This window comes from Sphingopyxis sp. A083, assembly GCF_001468495.1.
Lineage (GTDB): Bacteria > Pseudomonadota > Alphaproteobacteria > Sphingomonadales > Sphingomonadaceae > Sphingopyxis > Sphingopyxis terrae.
In genome coordinates this window covers 295,501-321,650 of record NZ_LNSK01000002.1, presented here as the reverse complement: position 1 = coordinate 321,650, position 26,150 = coordinate 295,501, and the positions used below count along the sequence as shown (strand labels likewise).

Annotated in this window: 21 protein-coding genes; 10 read left to right on the top strand and 11 right to left on the bottom strand. The window is 64.6% G+C overall.

Annotated elements, in window-relative coordinates; translation table 11 throughout:
* Positions 1-2: 2 nt before the first annotated feature.
* The 4 genes from ATE59_RS05690 (at position 3) to ATE59_RS05675 (ending at position 4,050) form a co-directional block, all read left to right on the top strand.
* Complete coding sequence (locus ATE59_RS05690) at positions 3-1,775, top strand: lytic transglycosylase domain-containing protein (protein WP_058811531.1); 1,773 nt, start codon at positions 3-5, stop codon at positions 1,773-1,775.
* A complete protein-coding gene (gene moaB / locus ATE59_RS05685; protein ID WP_058811530.1) occupies positions 1,765-2,289 on the top strand; it encodes a molybdenum cofactor biosynthesis protein B in 525 nt (174 codons plus the stop codon). Before ATE59_RS05690 ends, moaB begins: the two co-directional genes overlap by 11 nt.
* A gap of 327 nt (positions 2,290-2,616) precedes the next feature.
* The gene (locus ATE59_RS05680) at positions 2,617-3,705 is read left to right on the top strand and encodes a PA0069 family radical SAM protein (RefSeq protein WP_058811529.1); all 1,089 of its coding nucleotides are present in this window, start codon (positions 2,617-2,619) and stop codon (positions 3,703-3,705) included.
* 78 nt (positions 3,706-3,783) lie between these two features.
* Complete coding sequence (locus ATE59_RS05675) at positions 3,784-4,050, top strand: GIY-YIG nuclease family protein (RefSeq protein WP_231737190.1); 267 nt, start codon at positions 3,784-3,786, stop codon at positions 4,048-4,050.
* A gap of 47 nt (positions 4,051-4,097) precedes the next feature.
* Here the strand turns inward: ATE59_RS05675 and ATE59_RS05670 are convergent, their stop codons facing one another.
* From ATE59_RS05670 to ATE59_RS05645, 6 genes are all read right to left on the bottom strand, one after another.
* A complete protein-coding gene (locus tag ATE59_RS05670; RefSeq protein ID WP_058811527.1) occupies positions 4,098-5,702 on the bottom strand; it encodes a long-chain fatty acid--CoA ligase in 1,605 nt (534 codons plus the stop codon).
* A gap of 68 nt (positions 5,703-5,770) precedes the next feature.
* A complete protein-coding gene (dnaE, locus tag ATE59_RS05665) occupies positions 5,771-9,259 on the bottom strand; it encodes a DNA polymerase III subunit alpha (protein ID WP_058811526.1) in 3,489 nt (1,162 codons plus the stop codon).
* 249 nt (positions 9,260-9,508) lie between these two features.
* Complete coding sequence (locus ATE59_RS05660; RefSeq protein WP_058811525.1) at positions 9,509-10,042, bottom strand: SMI1/KNR4 family protein; 534 nt, start codon at positions 10,040-10,042, stop codon at positions 9,509-9,511.
* Positions 10,043-10,056: 14 nt separating this feature from the next.
* On the bottom strand, positions 10,057-10,533 hold the full coding sequence (locus ATE59_RS05655; protein WP_003043734.1) for a glutathione peroxidase: 477 nt from the start codon (positions 10,531-10,533) through the stop codon (positions 10,057-10,059).
* Positions 10,534-10,716: 183 nt separating this feature from the next.
* Positions 10,717-11,394 carry an ABC transporter ATP-binding protein gene (locus tag ATE59_RS05650; RefSeq protein WP_058811524.1) on the bottom strand — a complete coding sequence of 226 codons (678 nt, stop codon included), beginning with the start codon at positions 11,392-11,394 and terminating at the stop codon, positions 10,717-10,719.
* Entirely contained in the window at positions 11,387-12,637 is a 1,251-nt protein-coding gene (locus tag ATE59_RS05645) for a lipoprotein-releasing ABC transporter permease subunit (RefSeq protein ID WP_058811523.1), read from the bottom strand. The genes ATE59_RS05650 and ATE59_RS05645 overlap by 8 nt, the downstream gene beginning before the upstream one ends.
* A gap of 518 nt (positions 12,638-13,155) precedes the next feature.
* Between ATE59_RS05645 and ATE59_RS05640 the strand changes: the two genes are divergently transcribed.
* Positions 13,156-13,710, top strand: a complete 555-nt coding sequence (locus ATE59_RS05640) for a hypothetical protein (RefSeq protein ID WP_058811522.1) — start codon at positions 13,156-13,158, stop codon at positions 13,708-13,710.
* Between the two features lie 178 nt (positions 13,711-13,888).
* Here the strand turns inward: ATE59_RS05640 and mutL are convergent, their stop codons facing one another.
* Entirely contained in the window at positions 13,889-15,703 is a 1,815-nt protein-coding gene (gene mutL, locus ATE59_RS05635; protein WP_058811521.1) for a DNA mismatch repair endonuclease MutL, read from the bottom strand.
* A gap of 199 nt (positions 15,704-15,902) precedes the next feature.
* On the opposite strand from mutL, the gene ATE59_RS05630 reads away from it, so the two are divergent.
* From ATE59_RS05630 to rodA, 5 genes are read left to right on the top strand one after another with little or no spacing between them, the layout of a single operon-like run.
* Positions 15,903-16,949, top strand: coding sequence for a rod shape-determining protein (locus tag ATE59_RS05630; RefSeq protein WP_003043744.1), 1,047 nt, complete (start codon positions 15,903-15,905; stop codon positions 16,947-16,949).
* Between the two features lie 17 nt (positions 16,950-16,966).
* Positions 16,967-17,866 carry a rod shape-determining protein MreC gene (gene mreC, locus ATE59_RS05625; protein WP_058811520.1) on the top strand — a complete coding sequence of 300 codons (900 nt, stop codon included), beginning with the start codon at positions 16,967-16,969 and terminating at the stop codon, positions 17,864-17,866.
* Positions 17,863-18,384, top strand: coding sequence for a hypothetical protein (locus tag ATE59_RS05620; RefSeq protein WP_003043748.1), 522 nt, complete (start codon positions 17,863-17,865; stop codon positions 18,382-18,384). The genes mreC and ATE59_RS05620 overlap by 4 nt, the downstream gene beginning before the upstream one ends.
* A 54-nt stretch (positions 18,385-18,438) precedes the next feature.
* Positions 18,439-20,346: a penicillin-binding protein 2 gene (mrdA, locus tag ATE59_RS05615; protein WP_003043752.1), complete on the top strand. Its 1,908-nt coding sequence runs from the start codon at positions 18,439-18,441 to the stop codon at positions 20,344-20,346.
* On the top strand, positions 20,343-21,449 hold the full coding sequence (gene rodA / locus ATE59_RS05610) for a rod shape-determining protein RodA (RefSeq protein ID WP_003043754.1): 1,107 nt from the start codon (positions 20,343-20,345) through the stop codon (positions 21,447-21,449). Before mrdA ends, rodA begins: the two co-directional genes overlap by 4 nt.
* A gap of 33 nt (positions 21,450-21,482) precedes the next feature.
* Here rodA and ATE59_RS05605 read toward each other — a convergent pair whose 3' ends face one another.
* The 4 genes from ATE59_RS05605 to ATE59_RS05590 are packed head-to-tail and all read right to left on the bottom strand — an operon-like array spanning position 21,483 to position 26,126.
* Complete coding sequence (locus ATE59_RS05605) at positions 21,483-22,682, bottom strand: ABC transporter permease (RefSeq protein WP_058811519.1); 1,200 nt, start codon at positions 22,680-22,682, stop codon at positions 21,483-21,485.
* Positions 22,682-23,404 (bottom strand): ABC transporter ATP-binding protein, encoded by a 723-nt coding sequence (locus tag ATE59_RS05600; protein ID WP_058811518.1) that lies wholly within the window; start codon positions 23,402-23,404, stop codon positions 22,682-22,684. The genes ATE59_RS05605 and ATE59_RS05600 overlap by 1 nt, the downstream gene beginning before the upstream one ends.
* Entirely contained in the window at positions 23,401-24,705 is a 1,305-nt protein-coding gene (locus ATE59_RS05595; protein WP_058811517.1) for an efflux RND transporter periplasmic adaptor subunit, read from the bottom strand. The genes ATE59_RS05600 and ATE59_RS05595 overlap by 4 nt, the downstream gene beginning before the upstream one ends.
* Positions 24,702-26,126, bottom strand: coding sequence for an efflux transporter outer membrane subunit (locus ATE59_RS05590; protein WP_058811516.1), 1,425 nt, complete (start codon positions 26,124-26,126; stop codon positions 24,702-24,704). Before ATE59_RS05590 ends, ATE59_RS05595 begins: the two co-directional genes overlap by 4 nt.
* Positions 26,127-26,150 lie beyond the last annotated feature (24 nt).

Below are 26,150 nucleotides of genomic sequence, written 5' to 3'. Positions count from 1 at the left end.
AGATGACGAAAGCGAAATGGGCGCTCAGCGCCTCGATCCTTATTTTCCTTGCGGCCGGAACCGTCCCGGCGATGGCCGCCGACGCGCCCGATCGCGATTTCTCGGCCCCGTCGCAAACGGTGCCCGAAATCCTGTCGGCAAAGCAGAAGCAATTTTACACGCAGGTGCTGACCGCCATTCGCGGGCAGCGCTGGGCCGATGCCAAATCGATGCTCGACGGCGCCGAAAACGGCCCGCTCAACGACTTCCTGCGCGCCGAATTGCTGCTCGCGGCGAACAGCCCGCGCGCCGAAGTATCGGACCTGATGCCGGTTCTCGCACGATCGCCCGAACTGCCGCAGGCCGACCGGCTCGCAAGCCTTGCCGCGAAACGCGGCGCCACCGACGTCCCGGTCCTGCCCAACCAGAACCGCCTGAGCTGGTCGGGCAGCGCCCCGCGCCGGCTCGGCGCCGACAGCGTGGGCGGCGATCCCGTCGCCGCCGGCCTTGCGCGTACCATCCCCGATCGTATCAAGAACGACGATCCCGCCGGCGCCGAGGCGCTCTATGCTGCGGTCGCCGACAAGCTGACGCCCGAGGCGCGCGACGAATGGCGACAGAAGATCGCTTGGTCCTATTATATCGAGAATGACGACGCCAATGCGCTTCGCCTCGCGACGGAATGCAGCGCGAGCCAAGGCGCATGGCCGGTTCAGGGCGCGTGGGTGCAAGGCCTCGCTTCATGGCGCCTGCGCGACTATCGCACCGCGCTCGTCGCTTTCGACCGCGTCGCCAAGGAAGCCCCCGACAGCGAGCAGCGCGCCGCCGCTTATTATTGGGCCTCACGCGCGGCCATCGCATCGGGCGAGCCGCAGCTTGTAGAACCGCGCCTGCGCGCCGCGGCGAGCAATGAGGAAACCTTCTACGGCCTTCTCGCCGCCGAAACGCTGGGTCTGGAAACCAATATCCAGCGCGAGAATGTCCGCGCCGACCGCAGCGCCTTCCGCGCGCTCGAAGAACTGCCCAATGTCCGCGCCGCCGTCGCGATGGCCGAGATCGGCGAGGACGGCTACGCCGACACGCTGCTGCGCCAGCAGGCGCGCATCGGCGATCCGCGCCAGCACGAACAGCTTATTGCCATGGCGCAGGCGCTCAGCCTGCCCGAAACCCAGCTTTATCTGGCCCACAACACGCCGCAGGGCCGCAAGCTCGCCGCCGCGACGCGCTATCCGCAGCCGCGGTGGGAGCCCAATGGCGGTTGGAAAGTCGATCCGGCGCTGGTCTTTGCCCACACGCTGCAGGAATCGCGATTCCAGCGCACGGTGGTCAGCCCGGCGGGCGCCTATGGCTTGATGCAGGTGCGTCCCGGCACCGCCAAGGATCTGGCGCGGTGGCGCGGCGAAAGCGTCAATTCCGCCGACCTGCGCATCCCCGCGGTGAACATGGATTTCGGCCAGAGCTATTTGCAATATCTCAGCAAGGATTCCTCGACCGGCGGCCTGCTGCCCAAGGTGATCGCGGCTTATAATGCCGGCCCCGCGCCGGTCGCGCGCTGGTCGACCGAAGTGCGCGACAATGGCGATCCGCTGCTCTTCATGGAATCAATCCCCTATTGGGAGACGCGCGCCTATGTCGGCATCGTGCTGCGCAATTACTGGATGTACGAAGCCGAACAGGGCAAGCCGTCGGTCAGCCGCGCCGCGCTTGCGCAGGGCAAATGGCCGCGCTTTCCCGACAGCAAGGACCGGGTGCGGCTGACCTACGCCGGTCCCGCCGGCCTCGCCAATGCCGATTGATCCCGCGCGCCCGTTCAAGCCCGTTCGCATCGCCATCCTGACGATTTCGGACAGCCGCAGCACCGACGACGATACATCGGGCGACAAGCTCGTCGAACTGCTGACGGGCGCGGGGCACGAGCTTGCGGCGCGCGCGATCATTCGCGACGAAACCGATCTTATCGTATCGCGGCTGCACAATTGGATCGATGACCCCGCGGTCGATGTCGTCATCACCACCGGCGGCACGGGCCTGACCGGCCGCGACGTGACGCCCGAGGCGCTGCACCGGCTCGACGGCAAGGATATTCCCGGCTTCGGCGAACTGTTCCGCTGGATCAGCTTTCAGAAGATCGGCACCTCGACGATCCAGTCGCGCGCCTGCGCCGTCGTCGCGCGCGGCACCTATATCTTTGCGCTGCCGGGGTCGACCGGCGCCGTCACCGACGCTTGGGAGGGCATTTTGGAAAGCCAGCTCGACAGCCGGCACCGCCCCTGCAACTTCGTCGACCTGATCCCGCGCCTCACGGAATGACCGTCACTCATCCCGTTTCATCACCCCGGACTTGATCGGCGATTATCCCCTTGCGACAAGCAAGGTGCGTTCCCCCGCGCAGGCGGGGGCCCAGTTCCAAGAGACAGAGGCGCAGCAGCGCGGCCTTCGACGCTTGGCGTCGAAGCTGGACCCCGGCCTTCGCGGGGGAACACTTACTTGTTCCAACGTGACATATGCCGGCTTGATCCGGGGTGCCTCGACGCCCTCTATATGAATGTCGGATCGAGTCCTGCAGGACGACGGTAGGAGGGTCATCGCGGCCACTATGTTCTTTATTTGTTCTAGTGGTCGCGATATCGTGTGTCGATGGAATCGACGAAGCCCCTTCCCCCGATTTCGGGCCGCGGCGCCCCGACCAATCTCCGCCCGACGCGGACCGGATCGCTCGACCGCGCAGCTGACGGCGACTGGCTCGACACGGCCGAAGACATCGACGGCGCCGCGCCGGCGCTGCGCACCACCGTCACCGTCGAACATCCCAAGACGATCATCGCGCGCAACAACTCGCCAGACATCGGTTTCGACCGTTCGATCAATCCGTATCGCGGCTGCGAACATGGCTGCATCTATTGCTTCGCGCGCCCCACCCACGCCTTCCACGACCTGTCGCCGGGGCTCGATTTCGAAAGCCGGCTCTTTGCCAAGCCCGATGCCGCCGCCTTGCTCCGCAAGGAACTGGCCAAGCGCAGCTATGTGCCCGCCCCGCTCGCCATCGGCACCAACACCGACGGCTATCAGCCGATCGAGCGCGAATGGGGCGTGACGCGCGCTGTTATCGAGGTGCTGGCCGAAACGCGGCATCCGCTGATCGTCACGACCAAGTCCGATCGCATCCTTCGCGACATCGATCTGCTCGCCGACATGGCGCGCGACAATCTGGTCGGGGTCGCGATTTCGGTCACGACGCTCGACCCAACAGTCGCCCGAACGTTGGAGCCGCGCGCGCCGCATCCACAGCGGCGGCTCGCGGCGATCCGCAAGCTGATCGACGCGGGCGTCCCGACGCAGGTCAATATCTCTCCGATCATTCCCGCTGTTACCGATCACGAGATAGAGGCGATCATGGCTGCAGCGGCAGCGGCCGGCGCTATCCGCGCCTCCTATATCCTGCTCCGCCTGCCCCACGAAGTCGCGCCGCTGTTCCGTGCGTGGCTCTACGCTCATTATCCCGATCGCGCCGCCAAGGTGATGCACATGGTGCAGGACATCCGCGGCGGCCGCGACAACGATCCGAACTACTTCACCCGTATGAAGGGGCACGGGATCTGGCCACCACTGATCCGCCAGCGCGTAAAGCTCGCCGCGCGCGAACATGGCATGGACCGCAGCTTCCCGCCGCTCCGCAGCGACCTGTTCAGGCCGCCGGAACGGGACGGACAGATGGAGTTGTTCTGAGGGGTTCGTCGCCCCCGCGAAGGCGGGGGCCGCTGGCGTCATAGGGCAGGACTGATGAGAAGAGCTTATGTCTATATCATGACCAACAAACCGATGGGTATTCTGTATATCGGCGTCACGGACAATCTGCCGGCCCGAATAATGGCGCACCAGTCAGGTACTGGATCGGAATTTTGCAAAAGATGGGGCCTGAGCCGCTTGGTTCATGCCGAACCATTCGATCGGATTGACGAAGCCATTGTTCGCGAGAAGGCTCTGAAAAAATGGAACCGTGTCTGGAAATTGCGATTGATCTGCGAAGCGAATCCGGAATGGATCGACCTGTTCGAAATCCTCAACGGTTGATCGATACTGCTAGCGGCCCCCGCCTTCGCGGGGGCGACGCATTTGCCTTACGCCTCCGCCAACGACCTCAGCTTGTAATCCTTGTAATCGTCGCGAATCTGGCGCTTCAGGATCTTCCCCGTCGCGGTGTGCGGCAGTTCGTCGACGAAGACGATCTCGTCGGGCAGCCACCATTTCGCGACCTTGTCCTTCAGATAATCGAGGATGCTCGCTTCGGTCGCCTCGGCGCCGGGTTTCCTGACGATCAGCAGGATCGGCCGCTCGTCCCATTTGGGATGGAATACGCCGACCGCAGCCGCCTCCTGAACGCCGGGGGCGCCCACCGCGGCATTTTCGAGTTCGATCGACGAAATCCACTCGCCGCCCGATTTGATGACATCCTTCGCCCGGTCAGTGATCTGCATGACGCCGTCGGGATGGATTACCGACACGTCGCCGGTGTCGAACCAGCCGTCGGCATCGGCGGCATCGGCGTCGGCCTTGAAATAGCGCTTGATGATCCACGGTCCGCGGCATTGCAGCCGCCCGCTCGTCACCCCGTCGCGCGGCAGGACATTTTCCTCCTCGTCGACGATACGCAGTTCGACGCCAAAGGGCGGGCAGCCCTGACGGCAGACGATATCGACGCGTTCGTCGAAGCTCATTTCGTCCCAGTTCCACGGCCGCTTGCCCATCGTTCCGATCGGCGAGGTTTCGGTCATGCCCCATGCGTGGCCGACGTCGATCCCGGCCTTCATGAAGCGCTCGATCATCGCGCGCGGCGCCGCCGACCCGCCGATTATGACGCGGTAAAGCTTGCCATAGTCGATCCCGGTCGCATCCATATGCGCGAACATCGCGAGCCAAACCGTCGGAACCCCGGCGCTGTGCGTCACCCCTTCGGCGTGCATCAGTTCGCAGAGCACCTGCGCATCGTTGGTCGCTGAAAACACGAGCTTCGCCCCCACCGTCGCGGCCGCGAAGGGAATGCCCCAGCTGTTGGCATGAAACATCGGCACGATCGGCAGGATGACGCTGCGGTTCGACATGTCGAACACGTCGGGCTGAATCTCGGTGATCGCATGGATGACGTTCGAGCGATGTTCGTAGAGCACGCCCTTGGGATTGCCCGTCGTCCCGCTGGTATAACAAAGGCCCACCGGATCGCGCTCGTCGAGGTCGATCCATTCGAAGCTGCCGTCTTCGGCCTCGATCAGATCCTTGTAGGACAGATAGCCGTCGCGCGCCGGCGCATCGAACAGCACAAAATGCTCGACGGTGGGAAGCTGATCGCGCAGCCGTTCGACGATCGGCAGAAAGGCCGCGTCGAAGAAGAGAATGCGGTCCTCGGCGTGGTTGACGATATAGACAAGCTGTTCGTCGAACAGCCGTGGATTCACCGTGTGCAGCACCCCGCCCATGCCGGCGGTCCCGTACCAGCTCACCAGATGATGGCCATGGTTCATCGCGAGCGTCGCGATGCGGTCGCCCTTCGTCATCCCCAGCCGCGTCATGGCGGCGGCGAAGCGGCGGGCATCCTTGCCGACCTCGCCCCAGCTCGACCGCGTCATGCTGCCGTCGGCCCAGTGCGAGACGATTTCGCGTGCGCCATGTTCGCGCGCCGCATGATCGATCAGGCTTGTAACGAGCAGCGGCTGGCCCTGCATTCCCATATGCGTCTCTCCCGTGTCTTTCGTCAGGGATAGGGCCGGAAATGCGCGGCGCGCAAGAGGGGGCGGGCCTAGCGGACGCGAAAATCGCGCGGCGGAACCAGCGAAAGCGCCACATCGGTTACGCCTGCAACCATTTGGAGCCGCGAGACGGTGTCTGGGCCGAGCGCGAAGCCGCGTCCCAGCTCGATCCGGATGTCCTCGCCCGTCAGCGGATCGGTCGTCGCTACGATCACCCGCCCGCGCGCATCCTCGCGCCGTTCGAGATAGCGGAGCATCTCGCCCGGCGCCTCGGACAGTTCGACCCGGCAGTCGAGTTGCAGCGCCGCACTCGCCGCAATGTCGGCGAGCGACTGCGCCCCGCGCACCGTCACGCGCGGCGTTTCCTCACCCTCCAGCAGATCGAGCTCGACGTTGAGCAGGGCGCAGCCACCGTCGGCCGCCAAGGCCTCCAATATCTTGCCCGCCTGTTCGTCGAAGCAGCTCGACTGAAATTGTCCGCTGCGGTCCGACAGTGTCAGATTGAGGAAGCGGTTGCCGCGCTGCGACACGCGCGGGCGCGCGCTTTCGACCATCGCCGCCATGACCATAGGGATGCGCGTTCCGGGCGTCATTTCGACCGTCTCACAGATATCGCCATAGGTCCGCGCGCCGCGCGCCGCGATCACCGCCTCATATTGCTCGACCGGGTGGGCCGAGAAATAGAAGCCGAACGCGTCCTTCTCCTTCGCCATCCGCTCGGCAAGCGTCCAGGGCTCGGCGGCGGACAGCTGGAGCACCGGCGCGATCGCGACATCGCCGCCGAACAGCCCGCCCTGCCCCGTCGAGCGTTCGTGCGCCGAACTATTGGCGCAGGCCAGCAGCGCCTCGGCCCCGGCGAAGGCGCGCGGGCGGTCGGGCTCGACGCAGTCGAACGCGCCGCCGCCCGCCAGCGCCTCGATCTGGCGACGGTTGAGCAGCTTGGGGTCGATGCGCGCCGCAAAATCGTCGAGGCTCGCAAAATCACCCTTGGCTTGACGCTCGGCGACCAGAGCCTCCATCGCCTTTTCGCCAACGCCTTTGAGCGCGCCGAGCGCGTAGCGAACCGCCAGCCCGTCTTCACTGCGCCCGACCGAAAAATCGGCCTCGCTGTCGTTGATCGACGGCGGCGCGATCGCGATGTCGAGACGGCGCATATCGTCGATGAAGATCGACAATTTATCGGTCTGGTGGCTGTCGAACGACATCGACGCGGCGAAGAATTCGTGCGGATAATGCGCCTTCAGCCACGCCGTCTGATAGGAGAGCAGCGCATAGGCCGCAGCATGGCTCTTGTTGAAGCCATAGCCTGCGAATTTGTCGATCAAGTCGAACAGCTCATTCGCGGCCTTGGCGTCGATGCCATTATGCTCGCCGCAGCCTTTGACGAACGTGTCGCGCTGCGCGTCCATCTCCGCCTGCACCTTCTTGCCCATCGCGCGGCGCAACAGGTCCGCGCCGCCGAGGCTGTAACCGGCGAGGATCTGCGCCGCCTGCATCACCTGTTCCTGATAGACGAAGATGCCATAGGTTTCGGCGAGAATGCCTTCGAGCAGCGGGTGCGGATAGGCGATCGGCTCGCGCCCGTTCTTGCGCGCGCCGAACAGCGGAATATTGTCCATCGGTCCCGGCCGATAGAGCGCGACGAGTGCGATGATGTCGCCGAAATTTGTCGGCTTTACCGCCGACAGCGTGCGCCGCATCCCTTCGGATTCCAGCTGGAACACCCCGACGGTGTCGCCGCGCTGGAGCAGCTCATAGACTGCGGGATCGTCCCAGCCGAGCGTATCTAGATCGACATCGACGCCGCGCAGCGCGAGCAGGCGCCGCGCTTCCTTGAGCACCGACAGCGTCTTGAGGCCAAGAAAGTCGAACTTCACCAGCCCCGCCGTCTCGACATATTTCATGTCAAACTGCGTGACCGGCATATCCGAGCGCGGATCGCGATAGAGCGGGACAAGCTGGTCGAGCGGCCGGTCCCCGATCACGACCCCAGCCGCATGGGTCGAACTGTGTCGCGGCAGGCCTTCGAGCTGGCGCGCCATGTCGAACAGGCGGCGCACTCCGTCGTCCTGCTTATATTCAGTCATCAGTTCGCTGACGCCGTTCAAGGCGCGTTCGAGCGTCCAGGGATCGGTCGGATGGTTCGGTACCAGCTTCGCCAGCCGGTCGACCTGACCATAGCTCATCTGGAGGACGCGGCCGGTGTCCTTCAGCACCGCGCGCGCCTTCAGCTTACCGAAGGTGATGATCTGCGCGACGGTGTCGCGGCCATATTTCTCCTGCACATAACGGATCACCTCGCCGCGGCGGGTTTCGCAGAAGTCGATGTCGAAGTCGGGCATCGACACGCGCTCGGGATTGAGGAAGCGTTCGAACAGCAGCCCGAGCTTCAGCGGGTCGAGGTCGGTGATCGTCAGCGACCAGGCGACGAGGCTGCCCGCACCCGATCCACGCCCCGGCCCCACCGGAATATCGTGCGCCTTCGCCCATTTGATGAAGTCGGCAACGATCAGGAAGTAGCCGGGAAAGCCCATCTGCGTAATGACGTCGACCTCGAAGTCGAGCCGCTCGACATAGGCCTGCCGTTCTTCCTCGCTAAGGTCGGGATAGAGCGCCAGCCGTTCGGCCAAGCCCGCGTGGGCGTCGGCCTTTAGCTGCGCCGCCTCGCCCTCGCGGTCGCCCGCAAGGCTCGGCAAGATCGGTTTGCGCTTCGGCGCCATGAAGGCGCAGCGCTGCGCGATGACCAGCGTGTTGCGGATCGCTTCGGGCAGGTCGGAGAAACTGTCCTCCATCGCCTCGGCCGATTTCAACCAGGCTTCGGGGTTGGAAGCGCGGCGATCCTCGCTTTCGACATAGGCCGACTGCGCAATGCACAGCATCGCATCATGCGCGGGGTGGAACTGCGGATCGACGAAATTGGCGGGATTGGTCGCGACCAGCGGCAGCGCGCGGGCATAGGCCAATTCGATGAGCGCTGCCTCGGCGGCCTTTTCGGTTGCATCGCCCCGCCGCGATAGCTCAACATACAGCCGCCCGGCAAACAGCGCCTCCAACTGCTCGACATACTCGTCGGCGGCCGCTTTCTGCTCGCCGGCCAGCAAGCGCGCGAGAGCGCCCTCGCCGCCCCCGGTCAGGCAGATCAGCCCGTCGGTCTTGCCGGCAAGGTCCGACAGCAGCACATGCGGCTCCTGCTCGACGGGTCGGCCGAGATGCGCCGCCGACACCAGCGCGCACAGATTGTTGTAGCCCGCATCGTCCTGCGCATAGAGCGCGATCCAGTCGATCAGCGGCGCGCCGCTCGCCAGCCGCTGCCCCGGCCGCGCCACGCTGAGCAGAGCACCGACGATCGGCTGGATGCCCGCCGCCTTGCACGCATCTCCAAAGGCCATGACGCCGTACAGCCCATTGCGATCCGCGACCGCAATCGCCGGAAAACCCCGCTCACGCGCCGCTTTCGCGATCGCCTTGGGCTCGATCGCCCCCTCCAGCATGGTGAAACTGGAAAAGACGCGCAGGGGAACAAAGGGGCTATAGGCCATTTGATTACGCTAACGTGACGATGGCGATTCGACCATGGCCATAATCGTCGCCCCCGCGAAGGCGGGGGCCGTTGGAGGTTTGATTCAGCGTCGCTGCGTAAACCGATAGCGCCCCCCGCCTTTGCGGGGGCGACGATTATGCTAGCAATTCCTCATTCTCTTTGCGCAACTGCTCGGGCTTCGTCGTCGGCGCGTGGCGCGAGACGACCTTGCCGTCGCGGTCGACAAAAGCGCCTCACCGTTCCATGATTATTCTTTCGTCAGGCCCATCGCTTTTAAATCCAGCCCAAGCTCATCGATAGAACGCAGCGGCGGGGCGTCGATCCTGACCAGCGCATCGAGAAAATCACGGAACCCCGCATAGATCGGTGTGACGGCCCGCGACGACAGAACCTCGTCATGCAACCAGACGGACACGCCATGATCGCGCCGGTCGATCAAGAGCATGTTCCCACCTCCAATCTCCGCAAAGGCGACGGCCCATTCCGGCAACTGGCAAGAAAGTTGCTCATTGCGTCTCACGATTCCGTGGTCGCCGTTAAGAGGACCATAGATTAGATCCAATCCAATCCGGCCGGCCTCATTAGAAAAAATGCAATGCGGCGCCAGGAATTCCACTTGCTGATCGAAGATTATCGCTGCTCCGAATTGCTCGAACAAATCTCTAAGCTCCGTCGGCAATAGCAACTTCAGGGCGCTCTCGATGCTGTCCAGATCCAACACAACATCTTCTGCCCTATGGAGCGGCCTTGCTTCGAAAGAAGCATCGAATTGAAAGCGCATCGGCTTCCTATCCCCTACCCCAGCAATTCCTCAATTTCTTTGCGTAACTGCTCCGGCTTGGTCGTCGGCGCGTGGCGCGAGACGACCTTGCCGTCGCGGTCGACGAGGAATTTGGTGAAGTTCCACTTGATCCCGCTACCGAGCAGCCCGGTCTTTTCCTTCTTCAGATGCTTGAAGATCGGATCGGCGTCGTCGCCGTTGACATCGATCTTCGCCATCAGCGGGAAGCTGACATCATAGGTCAGCGAGCAGAAATTCTTGATTTCTTCCGCATCGCCGGGCTCCTGTGCGCCGAACTGGTTGCAGGGGAAGGCCAGAACCTCGAACCCGCGATCCTTGTAATCGCGGTAGAGCTCCTCCAGCCCTTCATATTGCGGCGTAAAGCCGCATTTGGAGGCGGTGTTGACGATCAGCAGCACCTTGCCCTTGTAATCGGCCATCGCCTGCGATCCGCCGCCCGGCAGTTTCGCTGAGAAATCGTATAGCCCCATTCGCCTTCTCCTCACTTCGTCCCCACCCGCTTGCGGGAGGGGCAGTGAGAGTTGCGAGCTTGCTCGCTACTCGCAACGGGGTGGGCTGAACCAAATCGTCACCGGCCCACCCCGCTGCGACTAGGTTCGGCTATACCGAACCAAGTCTCGCTGCCCCTCCCGCAAGCGGGCGGGGTAAAAAACCTACGCCTCGATCTGTCCTTCGTGCAAGCGCCACACGCGATCCATCCGCGCCGCCAGCCGTTCGTTATGCGTCGCAACCAGTGCGGCAGAACCATGATCGCGGACGAGTTTGACGAACTGGTCGAACACGCGGTCCGCCGTCGCTTCGTCGAGATTGCCGGTGGGTTCGTCGGCGAGCACGAGCAGCGGCCGGTTCGCCAGCGCGCGCGCCACCGCGACGCGCTGTTGCTCGCCGCCCGAAAGCTTGCTCGGCTTGTGGTGCAGACGCTCGGCGAGCCCGAGGCGGCCGAGCAGGTCGGCGGCGCGCTCTTCGGCTTCGGCCTGGCGCGCGCCGCGAATGAGCTGCGGCAGCACGACATTCTCGACCGCGCTGAAATCGGGGAGCAGATGGTGGAATTGATAGACGAAGCCGATCTTCTCGCGCCGCGTGGTTGTCCGCGCGGCCTGATCGAAGCGCGTCACATCCTCGCCATCGATGCGGATCGTGCCCTCGAAACCGCCTTCAAGCAGGCCGACCGCCTGCAGCATCGTCGACTTGCCCGATCCCGACGGGCCGAGCAGCGCGACGATTTCGCCGCGCTTCAGCGCCGCATCGATACCGCGCAGCACATGGATGGTAACGTCGCCCTGCGTAAAGCTGCGCTTCAGGTCGACAAGTTCCAGGACGACATCACTCATAGCGCAGCACCTGCACGGGATCGGTATTCGCGGCCTTGAGCGCCGGATAGAGCGTTGCAAGGAAACTGAAGACGATCGCCATCACCGCAATGCCGACGATTTCGAACGGATCGGGCTTCGACGGCAATTCGGTCAGAAAGCGGATCGACGGATCCCACAGTGGCTGCCCGGTGAGGAACTCCGCCCCGCGCAGCACGCCGGCGCGGAAGTAGAGCAGGCTGAAGCCGATGATCATGCCGACAATGGTTCCCGCGACGCCGATCGACAGGCCGATCGCCATGAAGATGCGCATCACTGCATCGCGCGGCGCGCCCATGGTGCGCAGGATCGCCATGTCGCGCGTCTTGGCGCGGACGAGCATGATGAGCGAAGAGATGATGTTGAAGGCGGCAACGAGCACGATCAGCGACAGGATCACGAACATCGCGACGCGCTCGACCGACAGCGCCTCGAACAGGCTGCTGTTCATCGATCGCCAGTCCGAAATCACCGCTTGCGCGGCGACCTTTTCGGCCAGCGGCTGCAATATCTCGCCGACCTTGTCGGGATCGGTCGTCTTGATCTCGATCATCCCGACCTGATCGCCGGTGAGCAGCAGCAGTTGGGCATTCTCCATCGGCATCACGACATAGGCCTTGTCGAAATCATAGACGCCGATCTCGAAGATCGCCGACACGCGATAGGCAATTTCGCGCGGCACGGTTCCGAACGGCGTCGATCGGCCTGCGGGGTTGATGATCGTGATCATCGACCCGACTGTCGCGCCCAGATTGCGCGCCAATTCGCTGCCGATGGCGACATTGTCCGTCCCCGGCGTCAGCGAATCGAGATTGCCCTGCAAAACCTTGCCGTTGAGCACGCCGTTGCCGCGAATGTCGGCAACGGTCATCCCGCGCACCAGCACCCCCTCGACCCGCCCGTTGAAGGTGGTGAGCAAGGGTTGCTCGATCAGCGGGGTCGCCGACACCACGCCCGGCGTCGCCTTCACCTCCTTGAGCAGATCGCGCCAGTCGTCGAGACGGCCGCCAAAGCCCTGCACCACCGCATGCCCGTTCAACCCGACGATCTTGTCGAACAGGTCGGAACGGACGCCATTCATCACGCTCATCACGATAACCAGCGCCGCGACCCCCAGCATCACCGCGGTAAAGCTGAACGCCGCCGCGACGAAGATGAAGCCTTCGCCGCGTTGCGGAAGCAGATAGCGTTTGAAGATGGCGCGTTCGTAAGGACGCAGGATCATCGGGCGGACGCCCCTTCAGGCGCGGTGCGCGTTGCGGTCATGCCGCCGCTTTAGGGGGCGTCCGGGCCGCTGGCAATGGCCACCGTGGGGCGCAATTCGCTGCGAACGATTCGCAGAATATGTTGCCGAACGGCCACAGGGCGGTGCAAAAGCGCCGCAGCCTGTCGACGAATGGGTGACAAAGCCCGGCGCGGCGCATAGCCCAATGGCTTCTGGTTCAACGCGGCGCAAGGCCCGGTTCCAGGGAGTGCAGGCCGGTCGCCTGGCCTGTGCACAAGGGGGATGGCGACGTTCGTCACAGGCGCCCGGGTCTCGGATGAGGCCCGGGCGTTGTGATTCCCGGCCATCATGATTCCGAACGCTCGCGCCGCCCTCACTTCCGACCGAACAGCTTCTCAACATCGTCCATTGCCGGCTTCACCCCAGCCCACCCATAAGAGGTGCCAGCTTGCCGAAGCTGGAGTAGCAATGACCCATATGGGGTAGGAAGCGGACCTTTGGTGAGATAGGTTAGGTCAATGTTTAGCATCGTGCTCATGGTCTTGGCTACCGCTTCGCCCGAAGCATCACCGAAATGCAGCTATGATCTGCGAAGCACGCTTCTTCTCGATGAACGCGCGTTCGATCAAGACATGAACGGAGGCTGGCGACCGCTGGCAGCAAACGAATGCTACTTCGAAGCCGCAGAGCTAATTCAGAAATGGCGTGAATCGCATGGCGCAAAAGACTCGACGCTCTATTGGCACGAGGGCCAGATGCGAGCCAGCGCCGGCCAGTATTCTCAAGCTGTCTCGTTGTTCGAAGCCTCTCGCCATCCCGCTGACCAAGACCGAAAATGGGGATGGAACCTCTATGTTGATGGCAGCATCGCTTTTTTGAAGGGCGACATAAACGCTCTGCGAAGTGCAAGGGACAAGCTTTCCGTTCTCCCCGCGCCACCCGAACTGGAAGACCTGAAGGACATTAATGGGAACCCGTCGCGTGTAGCATGGCCCATGAACCTCCACGTTCTCGATGCCTTCATGCGTTGCTGGGGGCAGCCCTACGAAGTTGCCTACAGCTGCCCCAAATAGCCGTGTAGGCCACGGGGGCAGATTGGTAAAAATTAGTGTGGGTTGCCGACAAAAATTAATGGGATCTGCCGCGCAGAGAGAGAGACGGTAACGCCCACAATCGGTCGTTTACAGTCATCAATCGTGGTCGTCCAAGCTATCGACGATAATCGATTAAAATATCAACGCCCTAACCCACTCATTTGCGGCCGAACAGCTTCTCCACATCGTCCATTGCCAGCTTCACCCAGGTCGGACGGCCGTGATTGCACTGGCCCGAATGGGGCGTCACTTCCATCTGGCGGAGCAAGCCGTTCATTTCGGCGACGTTAAGCGGACGCCCGGCGCGCACCGACCCATGGCAGGCCATCGTCGCCGCCACGAGTTCGAGCCGTTCAGACAGGCCCAGCGCGGCGTCATAGCCCGCGAGATCGTCGGCGATGTCGGTGACCAGCTTGTTGCAGTCGATCGCACCCAGCATCGCGGGTGTCGCGCGCACCATCACCGCCGCTGGACCGAAGCGCTCGATCTCGACTCCCAGCGCGGAAAGCTGCGCCGCCGCCGCTTCGAGGCGGTCGCACGCCGGCTCGTCGATCTCGACGACCTCGGGCAGCAGCAAGCCCTGCGACGGCACCGCCTGCCCCGCCATGCCGCGGCGTAATTGTTCGAGCACCAGACGCTCATGCGCCGCATGCTGGTCGACGATGACCAGACCGTCCTCGGCCTCGGCGACGATATAGGTGTTGGCAATCTGTCCGCGTGCGATTCCGAGCGGATGGTCGGCGGCCACCGGCGGCGGCGCCTCGGCCACTTCGGCGCGGCCCGCGATCGGCGCGGCGGCGCCCGCAAAGGGCATCATCCGGTCATAGACGCGCGCCGCATCGGCGGGGGGCGGCGCGACGTCCGCGCCGAACAGATGCACCGCGGGTTCGCTGCGCTGGCCGAACAGAAAGCCGCTCGTCGGCGCTGGCGCTGCCGGCTCCTGCTGCCACGCCGCGAGCGCGGCTTCGGCAGGGCGCTGGACGCTGCGAAACCCCTGTTCGTCGAGCGCGCGGCGCAACCCGCCGACGATCATCCCGCGCACAAGCTGCGGATCGCGGAACCGCACTTCAGTCTTCGCCGGATGGACGTTCACATCGACCTCGCTCGTCGGCAGATCGAGGAAGAGCGCGACGACCGGATGGCGATCACGCGCGAGCAGATCGGCATAGGCGCCGCGCAATGCCCCGACGAGCAGCCGGTCCTTCACCGGACGGCCGTTGACAAACAGATATTGATGGTCGGCGATGCCGCGGTTGTAGGTGGGCAGGCTGATCACGCCGCCGAGCCGGACCTCGCCGCGCTCGACATCGACCCCGATGCTGTTTGCCGCCAAGTCGCGCTGGGTCAGTGCCGCGACACGGCTGAGACGATCCTGGCCGCCCTGCACGTCGAGCACGCGGCGCCCGTCATGCTCGACCGTAAAGCCCACGTCGGCACGCGCCATCGCCAGACGCTTCACGACATCGAGACAGGCGGCATATTCGCTGCGTGCGCTGCGCAGAAACTTGCGCCGGGCAGGCACGCGCGCGAACAGATCCTCGACCATCACCCGCGTGCCCTTGGCGAGCGCCGCCGGTCCTTCGGCGATGAGGCTGCCATTATCGATCACACGGCGCCACCCGTCCGCGCCGGCAACGCGGCTTTCGAGTGTCAGCCGCGCAACGCTGGCGATCGACGGCAAGGCTTCGCCGCGAAAGCCCATCGTCGTCACATCCTCGATCGCATCGGTCGGCAATTTCGACGTCGCATGGCGCTCGAGCGCGAGCGCCATGTCGGACGCGGTCATCCCGCACCCATCGTCGTCGACTTCCAGCCGCAGGATTCCGCCCTCGGCGATTCGCACCGCAACGCGAGTCGCCCCCGCATCGAGGGCGTTTTCGACCAGTTCCTTGAGCGCTGCGGCGGGTCTTTCGACCACTTCACCGGCTGCGATCCGATTTACTAGCTTTTCCGGCAGGCGGCGTATTGACATGGGGGCTGTCCTAGCGCAGTCGGACGCAAATCGCGACCCATCCGCTCAGCCCTGATCATTTTGTCCAGCCACCCCGTCCGGGAAGAGCCGGAATCTCCCCCTGATTGGTCCTGTGCCGGTAGGCGCGCGGGTTCACATTCGATGGCGGCAGGACCAGACCCACCCGGCTGGCAGGTGCCGATGACAGGAAGCAGTATCGATGTCCTTCTTTTCCCGTTTTCTGAAGTTCAATTCCCAAGACATGGCAATCGACCTCGGCACCGCGAACACGGTTGTTTACGTTCGCGGCAAGGGCATCGTGCTCAACGAGCCCTCGGTCGTCGCGGTCGAGACGCTGAACGGGATCAAGCGGGTCAAGGCGGTCGGCGACGATGCCAAGCTGATGATGGGCAAGACGCCCGACAGCATCGAGGCCATCCGCCCGCTGCGTGACGGGGTCATCGCCGACATCGATGTCGCCGAACAGATGATCAAGCACTTCATCACCAAGGTGCACGGCGGCAAGGCCAACGCGTTTCGCAGCCCCGAAATCGTGATTTGCGTCCCGTCGGGTTCGACCAGCGTCGAACGCCGCGCGATCCGCGACGCCGCATCGAACGCCGGGGCAAGCCAGGTGTGGCTGATCGAAGAACCGATGGCGGCCGCAATCGGCGCCGACATGCCGGTTACCGAACCGATCGGGTCGATGGTCGTCGACATCGGCGGCGGCACGACCGAAGTCGCGGTGCTCTCGCTGCGCGGCTTGGCTTACACCACCTCGGTCCGCGCCGGCGGCGACAAGATGGACGAAGCGATCGTCTCCTACGTTCGCCGCCATCACAATCTGCTGATCGGCGAATCGACCGCCGAGCGGATCAAGAAGGATTTTGGCATCGCGCGCGTGCCCGCCGATGGCGTCGGCATGACGATCCACATCAAGGGCCGCGACCTCGTCAACGGCGTGCCGAAGGAAATCTCGATCAATCAGGCGCAGATCGCCGAAGCACTGTCCGAACCGATCGGCACGATCGTCGAAGGCGTGCGCATCGCGCTCGAAAACACCGCCCCGGAACTCGCGGCCGACATCGTCGACCAGGGCATCGTGCTGACCGGCGGCGGCGCTTTGATCCGCGAACTCGACGAACTGCTGCGCGACGCAACCGGCCTGCCGGTGACGGTCGCGGAAGATCCGCTGACCTGCGTCGCGATCGGCACCGGCCGCGCGATGGAGGATCCCGCCTTCCGCGGCGTGCTGCAGCAAGCCTGATCGCGGACAGACGGTCCATGGTTCGCCCGGCACATCGGCGTCCGGGGCAATCCCGAAAGGCCCAGTACAGCCTGTTCGCCGCCTATGTTATTGCGATAACGGGCGCGCTTGCGGGGCTGTTGCTGGCAATCCTTTCGGTCGCCGACCCCGTCGGCTTTGCCGCCCTGCGCGTCGCCAGTCAGGAGATAACCGCGCCCGTCGCGCGCGGAACGCGGTCGGTGATCGGGTCGATCTCCGGCGTCGACGACACTGTGTCGGCCTATGTCGGCGCGGGATCGCAGAACCGCCGCTTGCGCAAGGAACTGGCCGAGGCGCGCCGCCGTCTCGTCGCGACCAGCGCGCTCGAAGAGGAAAATCGTCAGCTCAAGTCGCTGCTCGGATTGCAACAGACCGATCGCTCGGCGCTCGCCCATGGCTATCTGCTCACCTCGACCTCGACCAGCAGCCGCCGCATCGCGCTGCTCAGCCTCGGGCGCAACCGGGGTGTTTCGGCGGGCCAGCCCGTACGCGGTGCCGACGGCCTGATCGGCCGCGTGCTGACCGCCGGACCGTCGGTGTCGCAGGTGCTGCTCCTTACCGACGTCGAAAATGTCGTGCCGGTGCGCCGCGCGCGCGACGGCCTGCCGGCGCTCGCAACGGGACGCGGCAACGGCGATCTCGACGTCCGCACGCTCAACATCGCGAACAATCCCTTCAAGCCCGGCGACATCCTCGTGACGTCGGGAACCGGCGGCCTTTATCCGCCGAACATTCCGGTCGCCATCGTCGTGCGGCGCCAGGACGATGGTGCCCTCGCGCGTCCGCTTGCCGACCCGGCAAAGGTCGATGCGGTGGCGGTGCTGCGCCCCTATACGCCCGATAATATCGAGGCGCAGGCCGTGCCCGCCCAATCCTCCACGGCGGCCGGCGCACCATGAACCGGCACGGGCAGCGGATTGGCGAGCCGGCCTCGCGCTGGCGGATGCAGATCGTGCCGATCGCGACGGTGATGATCGCGTCGGCGCTGCCGTTGATGCTGCCGCTCGTCGCCAGTTCGCCCGTGCTGCCCCCGCTCGGCCTCCTCTTCTTCCTGAGTTGGCAACTTCTGCGCACCGAAATGTGGCCGGTGTGGATCGGCCTGCCGCTCGGCCTGTGGGACGATCTGTTCAGCGGCGCGCCGATCGGCACCGCCATCGCGCTGTGGACCGCCGCGAGCATCGCGATCGCCTATCTGTCGCAGCGCATCTATTGGCGCGGCTTCCTGCACGACTGGGCGATCGGCGCCCTGCTCGTCGCCGCTGTTCAGGCGCTTGCGGTGCTTATCACCTTTCCACACGCTCCCGCCGGGCATATGCTCGGCCTTGTCCTGCCGCAGATCATCATTTCGGTGCTGCTGATGCCGCTGTTCCTCCGCCTGACCGGCAAGTTTGACAATTTCCGTCTCAAGCGCCGATAATCGCCCGCCTCCGCCTTAGCCTTCGCCCCAGATTGCCAACGAATTTCCGCTTTCATGTCCCGCAAGAAAAGTCCGCCCATTACCGAAGCCTGGAGGGGCCTCACCTTCACGCGCCGCACCCTTGTCGTCGGCGGCGGACAAATCGCCGTGGGCGCCGCGCTCGCGACGCGGATGGGCTATATCTCGATCATCGACAATGATCGCTACGTCCTCGAATCCGAAAGCAACCGCGTCAATCTGACGCTCATCCCCCCGCGCCGCGGCTGGATCGTCGACCGCCACGGCAAGGCGCTTGCCAACAACCGCGTGTCGCTCCGCATCGACATCATTCCCGATCGCATGCACAGCAAGGAACTGGTTCTGGGCCAGCTCCGCACGCTGTTGCAGCTCGACGGCGACGCAATGGCGCGCATCGAACGCGACCTCAAGGCGGCATCGGGATTCCAGCCGGTTGCGGTTGCGGAGGACGTGACCGAGCAGCAATATGCATCGATCCTCGTCCGCCTCCCCGACCTGCCGGGCATTGCCCCGACGCGCGGTTTTGCCCGCAACTATCCCACCGGCGCCGCGGTCGGCCACCTGATCGGCTATGTCGGCGCCCCGACCGCCGAGGAATATGAAAAGGTCAAGGATCCGCTCTTCATCACCCCCGGCTTCAAGACCGGCAAGGACGGGCTCGAGAAATATTTCGAGGAACTGTTGCGCGGCAAGGCCGGCGCCAAGCGCGTCGAAGTCACCGCGCGGGGCAAGGTCGTGCGCGATCTCAGCACCCAGCCCGATACGCAAGGCAAGACCGTCCACCTGACCATCGACGCCGATCTGCAGGAATATGCCGCGCGCCGCATGGGCCCCGAATCAGGGGCGGCGGTCGTCATCGACTGCCTCAATGGCGACATCCTCGCCTTCGTCTCGATGCCGTCTTTCGATCCGAACAGCTTTTCGGACGGGATCAGCAATGCCGAATATGGCTGGCTGCGCGCCGACGACCATCAGCCGCTGATCAACAAGGCGACCCGCGGCCTCTACCCGCCGGGATCGACGCTGAAGCCGATGGCCGCGATCGCCGCGATCGAACATGGCATGGACCCGAGCGAGCGCCACACCTGCATCGGCGGCTATCGCCTCGGCAACCGTTTCTTCCGCTGTCTCGGCACCCACGGCAGCGTCGACATGCCGACCGCGATCATGAAAAGCTGCAACAGCTATTTCTATTGGGTCGCCGACCGGCTGGGCTATGACGCCATCGCGCCGACCGCGAAGATGATGGGGCTGGGCGAGGAATTCCAGCTCGCCGGAAGCAACCAGCGTTACGGCACCATCCCCGACAGCGCGTGGAAGATGAAGAAATACGGCCAACCCTGGTCGGCGTCCGATTCGCTGAATGCGGTGATCGGCCAAGGCTATGTCAGCGTGAATCCGCTCCAGCTCGCCGTCATGGCGTCGCGTATCGCTTCGGGCCGCAAGCTCTACCCGCGCCTCGTCAGCCGGCAATTCTCGAACGAGCCTTTGCCCTTCTCGGCCGAGGCCTTCGCGACCGCGCGCGAGGGGATGAACCGCGTCGTCAACGCCCCCGGCGGAACCGCGGGGCGCAGCCGCCTGCCGCTCGACGGTATCCAGATGGCGGGCAAGACCGGCACGGCACAGGTTCGCGGCCTCAACACCGGCAACGGCAAGGGCGGCACGTGGAAATTTCGCGATCACGGCCTGTTCATCTGCTTCGCGCCGGTTGAAAATCCGCGCTATGCCGCATCGGTCATCATCGAACATGGCATGGGCGGCAGCCGCGCGGCTGCGCCCGTTGCCAAGGACATCTTCACCTTCCTCTACGACCGTGAAAAGGCGATGGAGGCACTGACCGCCTTCGAGGCGGGCTGGGGCGGCACGATCAAGGAGCGGATGGACCGCGACTATGCCGCATGGAAGGCGGGTATCGCGCGCCCCGATCCGGGGCTCGCGCAATGATCCCGGTTCCGCCCGCCGTTCAGCGCATCCCCTGGAAGCTGATCGCGCTCCTGTCGGCGATCACCGGCTTCGGCCTGCTCGTCCTCTATTCGGCCGCTGGCGGCAGCGTGACGCCCTGGGCGCTGCAACAGGGTGTGCGCTTCATCGTCTTCCTGCTTGTCGCGCTCGCAATCGGGCGCATGCCGATCCGCATTTTCGAGGATTTCTCGTACCTCGGCTATCTGGGCGTCGCGCTTCTGCTCCTCGCGGTCGAGGCGCTCGGCTTTGTCGGCGGCGGCAGCCAGCGATGGCTCAATCTGGGTTTCATGAACCTCCAGCCGTCGGAACTGATGAAGGTCGCGATCGTCCTCGCCCTCGCGCGCTTCTACGCGCAATTGCCCCCGGGCAGCACGCGGACCTTCAACGCCTTGTGGCCCGCGCTGGTGATGATCGGTATCCCCGCGGCGCTCGTGATGCTCCAGCCCGACCTCGGCACGGCGCTGGCGATCTGCGCCAGCGCAGCGATCGTGATGTTCGTCTCCGGCCTTCCGCTGTGGTGGTTCGGCAGCGCCGCGCTCGCTGGACTGGCCGCGCTGCCGATCCTCTTTTCGATGCTGCACGACTATCAGCAGAAGCGCGTGCTGATCTTCCTCGACCCCGAAAGCGACCCGCTCGGTGCCGGCTATCATATCAGCCAGTCGAAGATTGCGATCGGATCGGGCGGCATTTTCGGCAAGGGCTTCCTCAACGGGTCGCAAAGCCACCTCGACTATTTGCCCGAAGGCCATACCGACTTCATCTTCGCGACGATGTCGGAGGAATGGGGGCTGGTCGGCGGGTTGTTGCTGCTCCTCGGCTTCTTCTTCCTGCTGCGCTGGTCGACGCGCGTCGCACTCAATGCACGGACGCGCTTCGGCCAATTGACCGCGACGGGCCTCACCATGACGATCTTTTTCTATATCGCCATCAATCTGGGCATGGTGATGGGGCTGGCGCCGGTCGTCGGTATCCCGTTGCCGCTCTTCTCCTATGGCGGATCGTCGATGCTGACGATCATGACCTGCATCGGCATCATCCTCGCGATCGAGAATGACAGCAAGAAGCGGCACAGCCGGCTGAGCTGACGACCGCAGCGACGCAGCGACCGCGCGCGCCGCCTATTCGTGCCGCAGCGCGTCGATCGGATCGAGCTTCGACGCCCGGCGCGCCGGATAATAGCCGAATGTTATCCCCATCAAGGCGGAGAACAGAAAGCTCATCACATTGACGACCGGATTGAAGATGAAGGGCACGTCGATCGCGCTCGCCATCCCCCAGGACAGGATGAAAGCGAGGGCGATGCCGACCGCACCGCCGAAACAGCACAGCACGACGGCCTCGGTCAGAAACTGGAGCTGCACCTCGCGCGCCAGGGCCCCGATGGCGAGACGTATGCCGATCTCGCGCGTCCGTTCGGTGACCGAGACAAGCATGATATTCATGATCCCGATTCCGCCGACAAGCAGGCTGATCCCGGCGATCACCGCAACCATCGCGGTCAACGCGCCCGTCGCCGCGCCAAGCGCTTGATTGACCTGCGCGGTATCGACGATGTTGAAGTCGTTGGTGGCCGCGCCTTGCAACAGGCGCCGCTCACGCAGCAGGCCGACGAGCGAATCCTGAATGGCGGTGCTGGCGTAGGCGCTGTCATATTTGATCACGAAATATTGGATGTCGTCGCTACCGGTGAACCGGCGCTGCGCCATTTTCAGCGGGACCATCACGACATTGTCGCTGTCCTGATCGGGACCGCCGCCCTCGCCGCGTTCCTTGAGGACGCCGATCACGGTGCAGGACACATTGTTCAACCGAATATTTTCGCCGAGCGGGCTGCTCCCGGCGACGAATATCGCCTTTTGGACCTTGGGCCCGATCAGGCACATATTCTTGCCCGCGCTTTCCTCCTCGTTCGTGAACGCGCGGCCGCTTTCGACCTCGACCGACCGGGCGCGCAGGAAGTCATTGCCGACGCCCTGCACCGTCGTCCGCCAGCTCTGCCCGTTATGAAAGGCCGTGACGCTGGACGACACGCTGCCCGACACATCGACGACGCCGGCGATCTGCCTGCTCACCGCATCGACATCGGCTTGCTTGAATGGCCGCGGCCTGCCGCGATCGCCCTGCACGGGAAAGACGATCAGCACGTTAGACCCCAGCGAGGATATCTGGTCCTTGATCGATGCCGTGACGCCATTGCCGAGCGTCACCATCGTGATCACCGCCGCGACCCCGATGATGATGCCGAGCGTCGTCAGGAACGAACGCAGCAGATGGCGCCGTATCTCCCGAAAGGCGAGCAGGAGCGTCGCGCCGAACATCAGGCGGGTTCCTCCCTGCGGGTGCGCCGGCCGCGCTCGACCCGTTCGACCAGCCCGTCGCGAAAGCGCACGATGGTGTTGGCAAAGGCCGCCATTTCCTCCTCATGCGTGACCATCAGGATCGTGATGCCCTCGCCGTTCAGGCGCGTGAGCAACTGCATGATCTCGATCGAGCGTTCGGTATCGAGATTGCCCGTGGGCTCGTCGGCGAGCAGCACGTCGGGCTGGGTGACGAGCGCGCGCGCGATCGCCACCCGCTGCTGCTGCCCGCCCGACAATTCGGCCGGCGTGTGATCCGCCCACGGCGCAAGACCCACCTGATCGAGCGCGCGCATGGCTGCGGCGTGACGCTCGCTCTTCTTTTCGCCGCGATAGAGCAGCGGCAATTCGACATTTTCGACGGCACTGGTGCGGGCAAGGAGATTGAAGCCCTGAAAGACGAAGCCGAGATATCGCCGCCGCAGCAGGCTGCGCTGATCGCGATCGAGCGCCTGCACCTCGACCCCGCGAAAGCGGAAAACGCCGCTCGTCGGGACATCCAGGCAGCCGAGGATGTTCATCGTCGTCGATTTGCCCGATCCCGACGGCCCCATCACCGCGACGAAATCGCCGCGCTCGATCCGCATGTCGACGCCCTTGAGCGCCTGGAAGGCCGCCTCGCCCCGGCCGAAGGTCTTCGTTATCCCTTCGAGCTCGATCAACGGGATCTCGGGGGGCGTCACTGGCCCGTCGCCCCCTTGCCAGTCACCACCTTCATGCCGGGCCGCAGCCCCTTTGCCGTCACTGCGGTCAGGCGGCCGTCGCTCTGCCCCGTCACCACATCGACGGGCTTCAGCGTCCCGTCGGCCTGAAGCACCCAGACGCGCTGCTGGCTGCCCACGCCGATCGTCGCGCGCTGTTCATCCTTTTCCAGCCCGATTTCGGGATTGAGTACGCCGGCCTTTTCCTTTTCCTTCGCATCGGGCTGAAAGCGCAAGGCCCCGTTCGGAACCAGCAATTGTTTGGCCGTGCTGCCCGTTGCGATGGTCGCCGTAGCGGTCATCCCCGGACGCAGCAGCCCGTCGCCATTGGCCACCGCCAGCCTCGCCTCATAGCTGACGACCGCATTGGCGGTTGCGGTGGCCGTCTGCTGGCTCGCCTGCGAAGCGGTGTTGCTCGACGCCTGATCGACGCGCTCGACGACCGCGGGAAAGCGGCGACCGGGATAGGCATCGACCGTAAAATCGGCCTTCTGTCCGGTCTGAACCTGTCCGACGTCGGCTTCATCGATCTCGACGCGAAGCTGCATCGCGGACAGATCTTCGGCGATGATGAAGAGGGTCGGGGTGTTGAAGCTTGCCGCGACAGTTTGCCCGGGCTCGACCTGGCGCGCGAGCACGACACCAGAAACGGGCGAACGGATCACCGCGCGGTTGCGGTTGGTCACCGCCGACGACAATTGCGCCTCAACCGCGCGGACATTCGCCTGCGCCGCGGCAACGGCGGCGGTATCGCGCTTCACCGCCGCGCGGCCCTGATCGAGTTCGACCCCGGAGGGAACCTTGCCGCCCGAGATCTTGAACACATTTTCCAGCCGCGCGAGCTGCGCCTTGTCGACGTCAAGCGTCGCCTGCGCCTGCGCCACCTGCGCGCGCGCCGCGTTGAGATTGGCCTCGGCCTGGGTGATCTGGTCCTCGATCACGTCGGTGTTGATCTGGGCGAGGATCTGCCCCTTGGAGACGCGATCATTCACATCGACATAGATGTGATCGATCTTGCCTGACACTTCGGACCCGACCTCGACCTGATTGGTCGGCCGCAGATTCCCGGTCGCCGTGACGCTGAGCGTCAGCGACTTCTCGGTCACCGGCTCGGTGATATATTTGGCCTCGCCCTTCCCGCGCGAACAAGTCGCCATCGCCAGCAATATGACGAGTATCAGCGCCGCGGGGAGCCAATATTTCATCCAGCGCCGCCATTTGGGACGCGGCTTGGCGCCCAGAAAATCGTCGAGCTCCTGCGGCGCAGTGCCGGTATCGGTCATTCGCTAATCCCCTGTGTCCGAACGCCGGCATCCGGATCGAAATTGGTCCCGTCCCCACCGCCGCCGAGCGCCTGGTTGAGGCTGATAAAGGCGTTGGCGCGCTCGGCCTCGCTCGCCGCCAGCGCGTTGCGGGCCGACAGCAGCTGGTTCTCCGCGGTCAGCAAAGTCTGAAAGTCGATCAGCCCCGCCTGATACTGGCTCCGCGCCAGCAGCGCGGCGTTGCTTGCCGCATCGCGCGCTGCTGCGAAAAGACTCACGCGTTCGCCCGCCGCGCGCTGGGCCGCGGCAGCGCTCTCGACATCTTCCAGCGCGCCAAGGATCGCCTTTTGCCATGCCGCAAGCGAAGCCTGCGCGGCTGCATTGGCGGCGTCGACACCCGCGCGCGCGCGGCCGCCGTCAAAGATCAGCTGGCTGATCCCCGCAAACAGCCGCCCGGTTATCACATCGAACAAATTGCCGATCCCGAACGAGGCCGTGCCGAGGTTGCCGGTGAGGTTGACCAGCGGCAGCATCTGCGCGCGTGCAACGCCGATGCGCGCTGTGTCGGCGAGCAGCGTCGCTTCGGCCTGGCGGACGTCGGGGCGATGGCGCAGCACCGCGGCCGGCGCGTCGAACCCCACCGCGTCTGGTGGAACCGGAATTGGCTTTGCTTCGCCCTCGATCGCCGTCCGCACCGGGCCGGGCGCTTCACCGATCAGGGTCGAGATGCTGTTCGCCGTTTGCGCGAGATCGCGTTCCAGCGCCGGAATGCTCGCCGCGGTCTGCGCCCGCTGCGCGGCGGCCTGCTCGACATCGAGGCTCGATACCAGCCCCGCTTCGCGGCGCCAGCGTGCGATCTGGAGATTATCGTCCTGAATGGTCAGCGTCTCGCGTGCGATCGCGAGTTGCACCGCGAGCGTTCGCGCCGACACGGTCGTCTGCGCCACCTGCCCCACGATCAGGCGCTGCAGATCGGCAAGGCCATAGCCGGCGGCGGCAAGATCGGCCCGCGAGGCGGCGACATTGCCGCCGATCCGTCCGAAAAGATCGACCTCCCACTGCGCGTCGGCGCCGAGCGAATATTGCATCCGCTCGTCGGCCAGATCGCCGACATCGCGCTGCACGCCCCCGGAGCCCGTAACCTGCGGGAAATAGCCTGCGCGCGCTGCGCGCACCCCCGCACGCGCCTGCACCAGCCGCGCCGCCGACTGGGCAATATCGCGATTATTCTCCAGTGCGCGCGCGACATAGGAATCGACCAGTGGATCGTTCAGCCGCGTCCAATAGGACGCCGTGGCGGCCGGACTGCTTCCCGATTCGACCGACCATTGCTCGGGAACGGGAATGCCCGGCCCGGACGGATATTCGGTTGGCGCCGAAACGCAGCCCCCAAGCCCGCCCGCCAACAGGGCTATTGTCAGCCAGCGCCGTCCCGTCTGCATGCGCCCCTCAAAGTCCCACCGCGG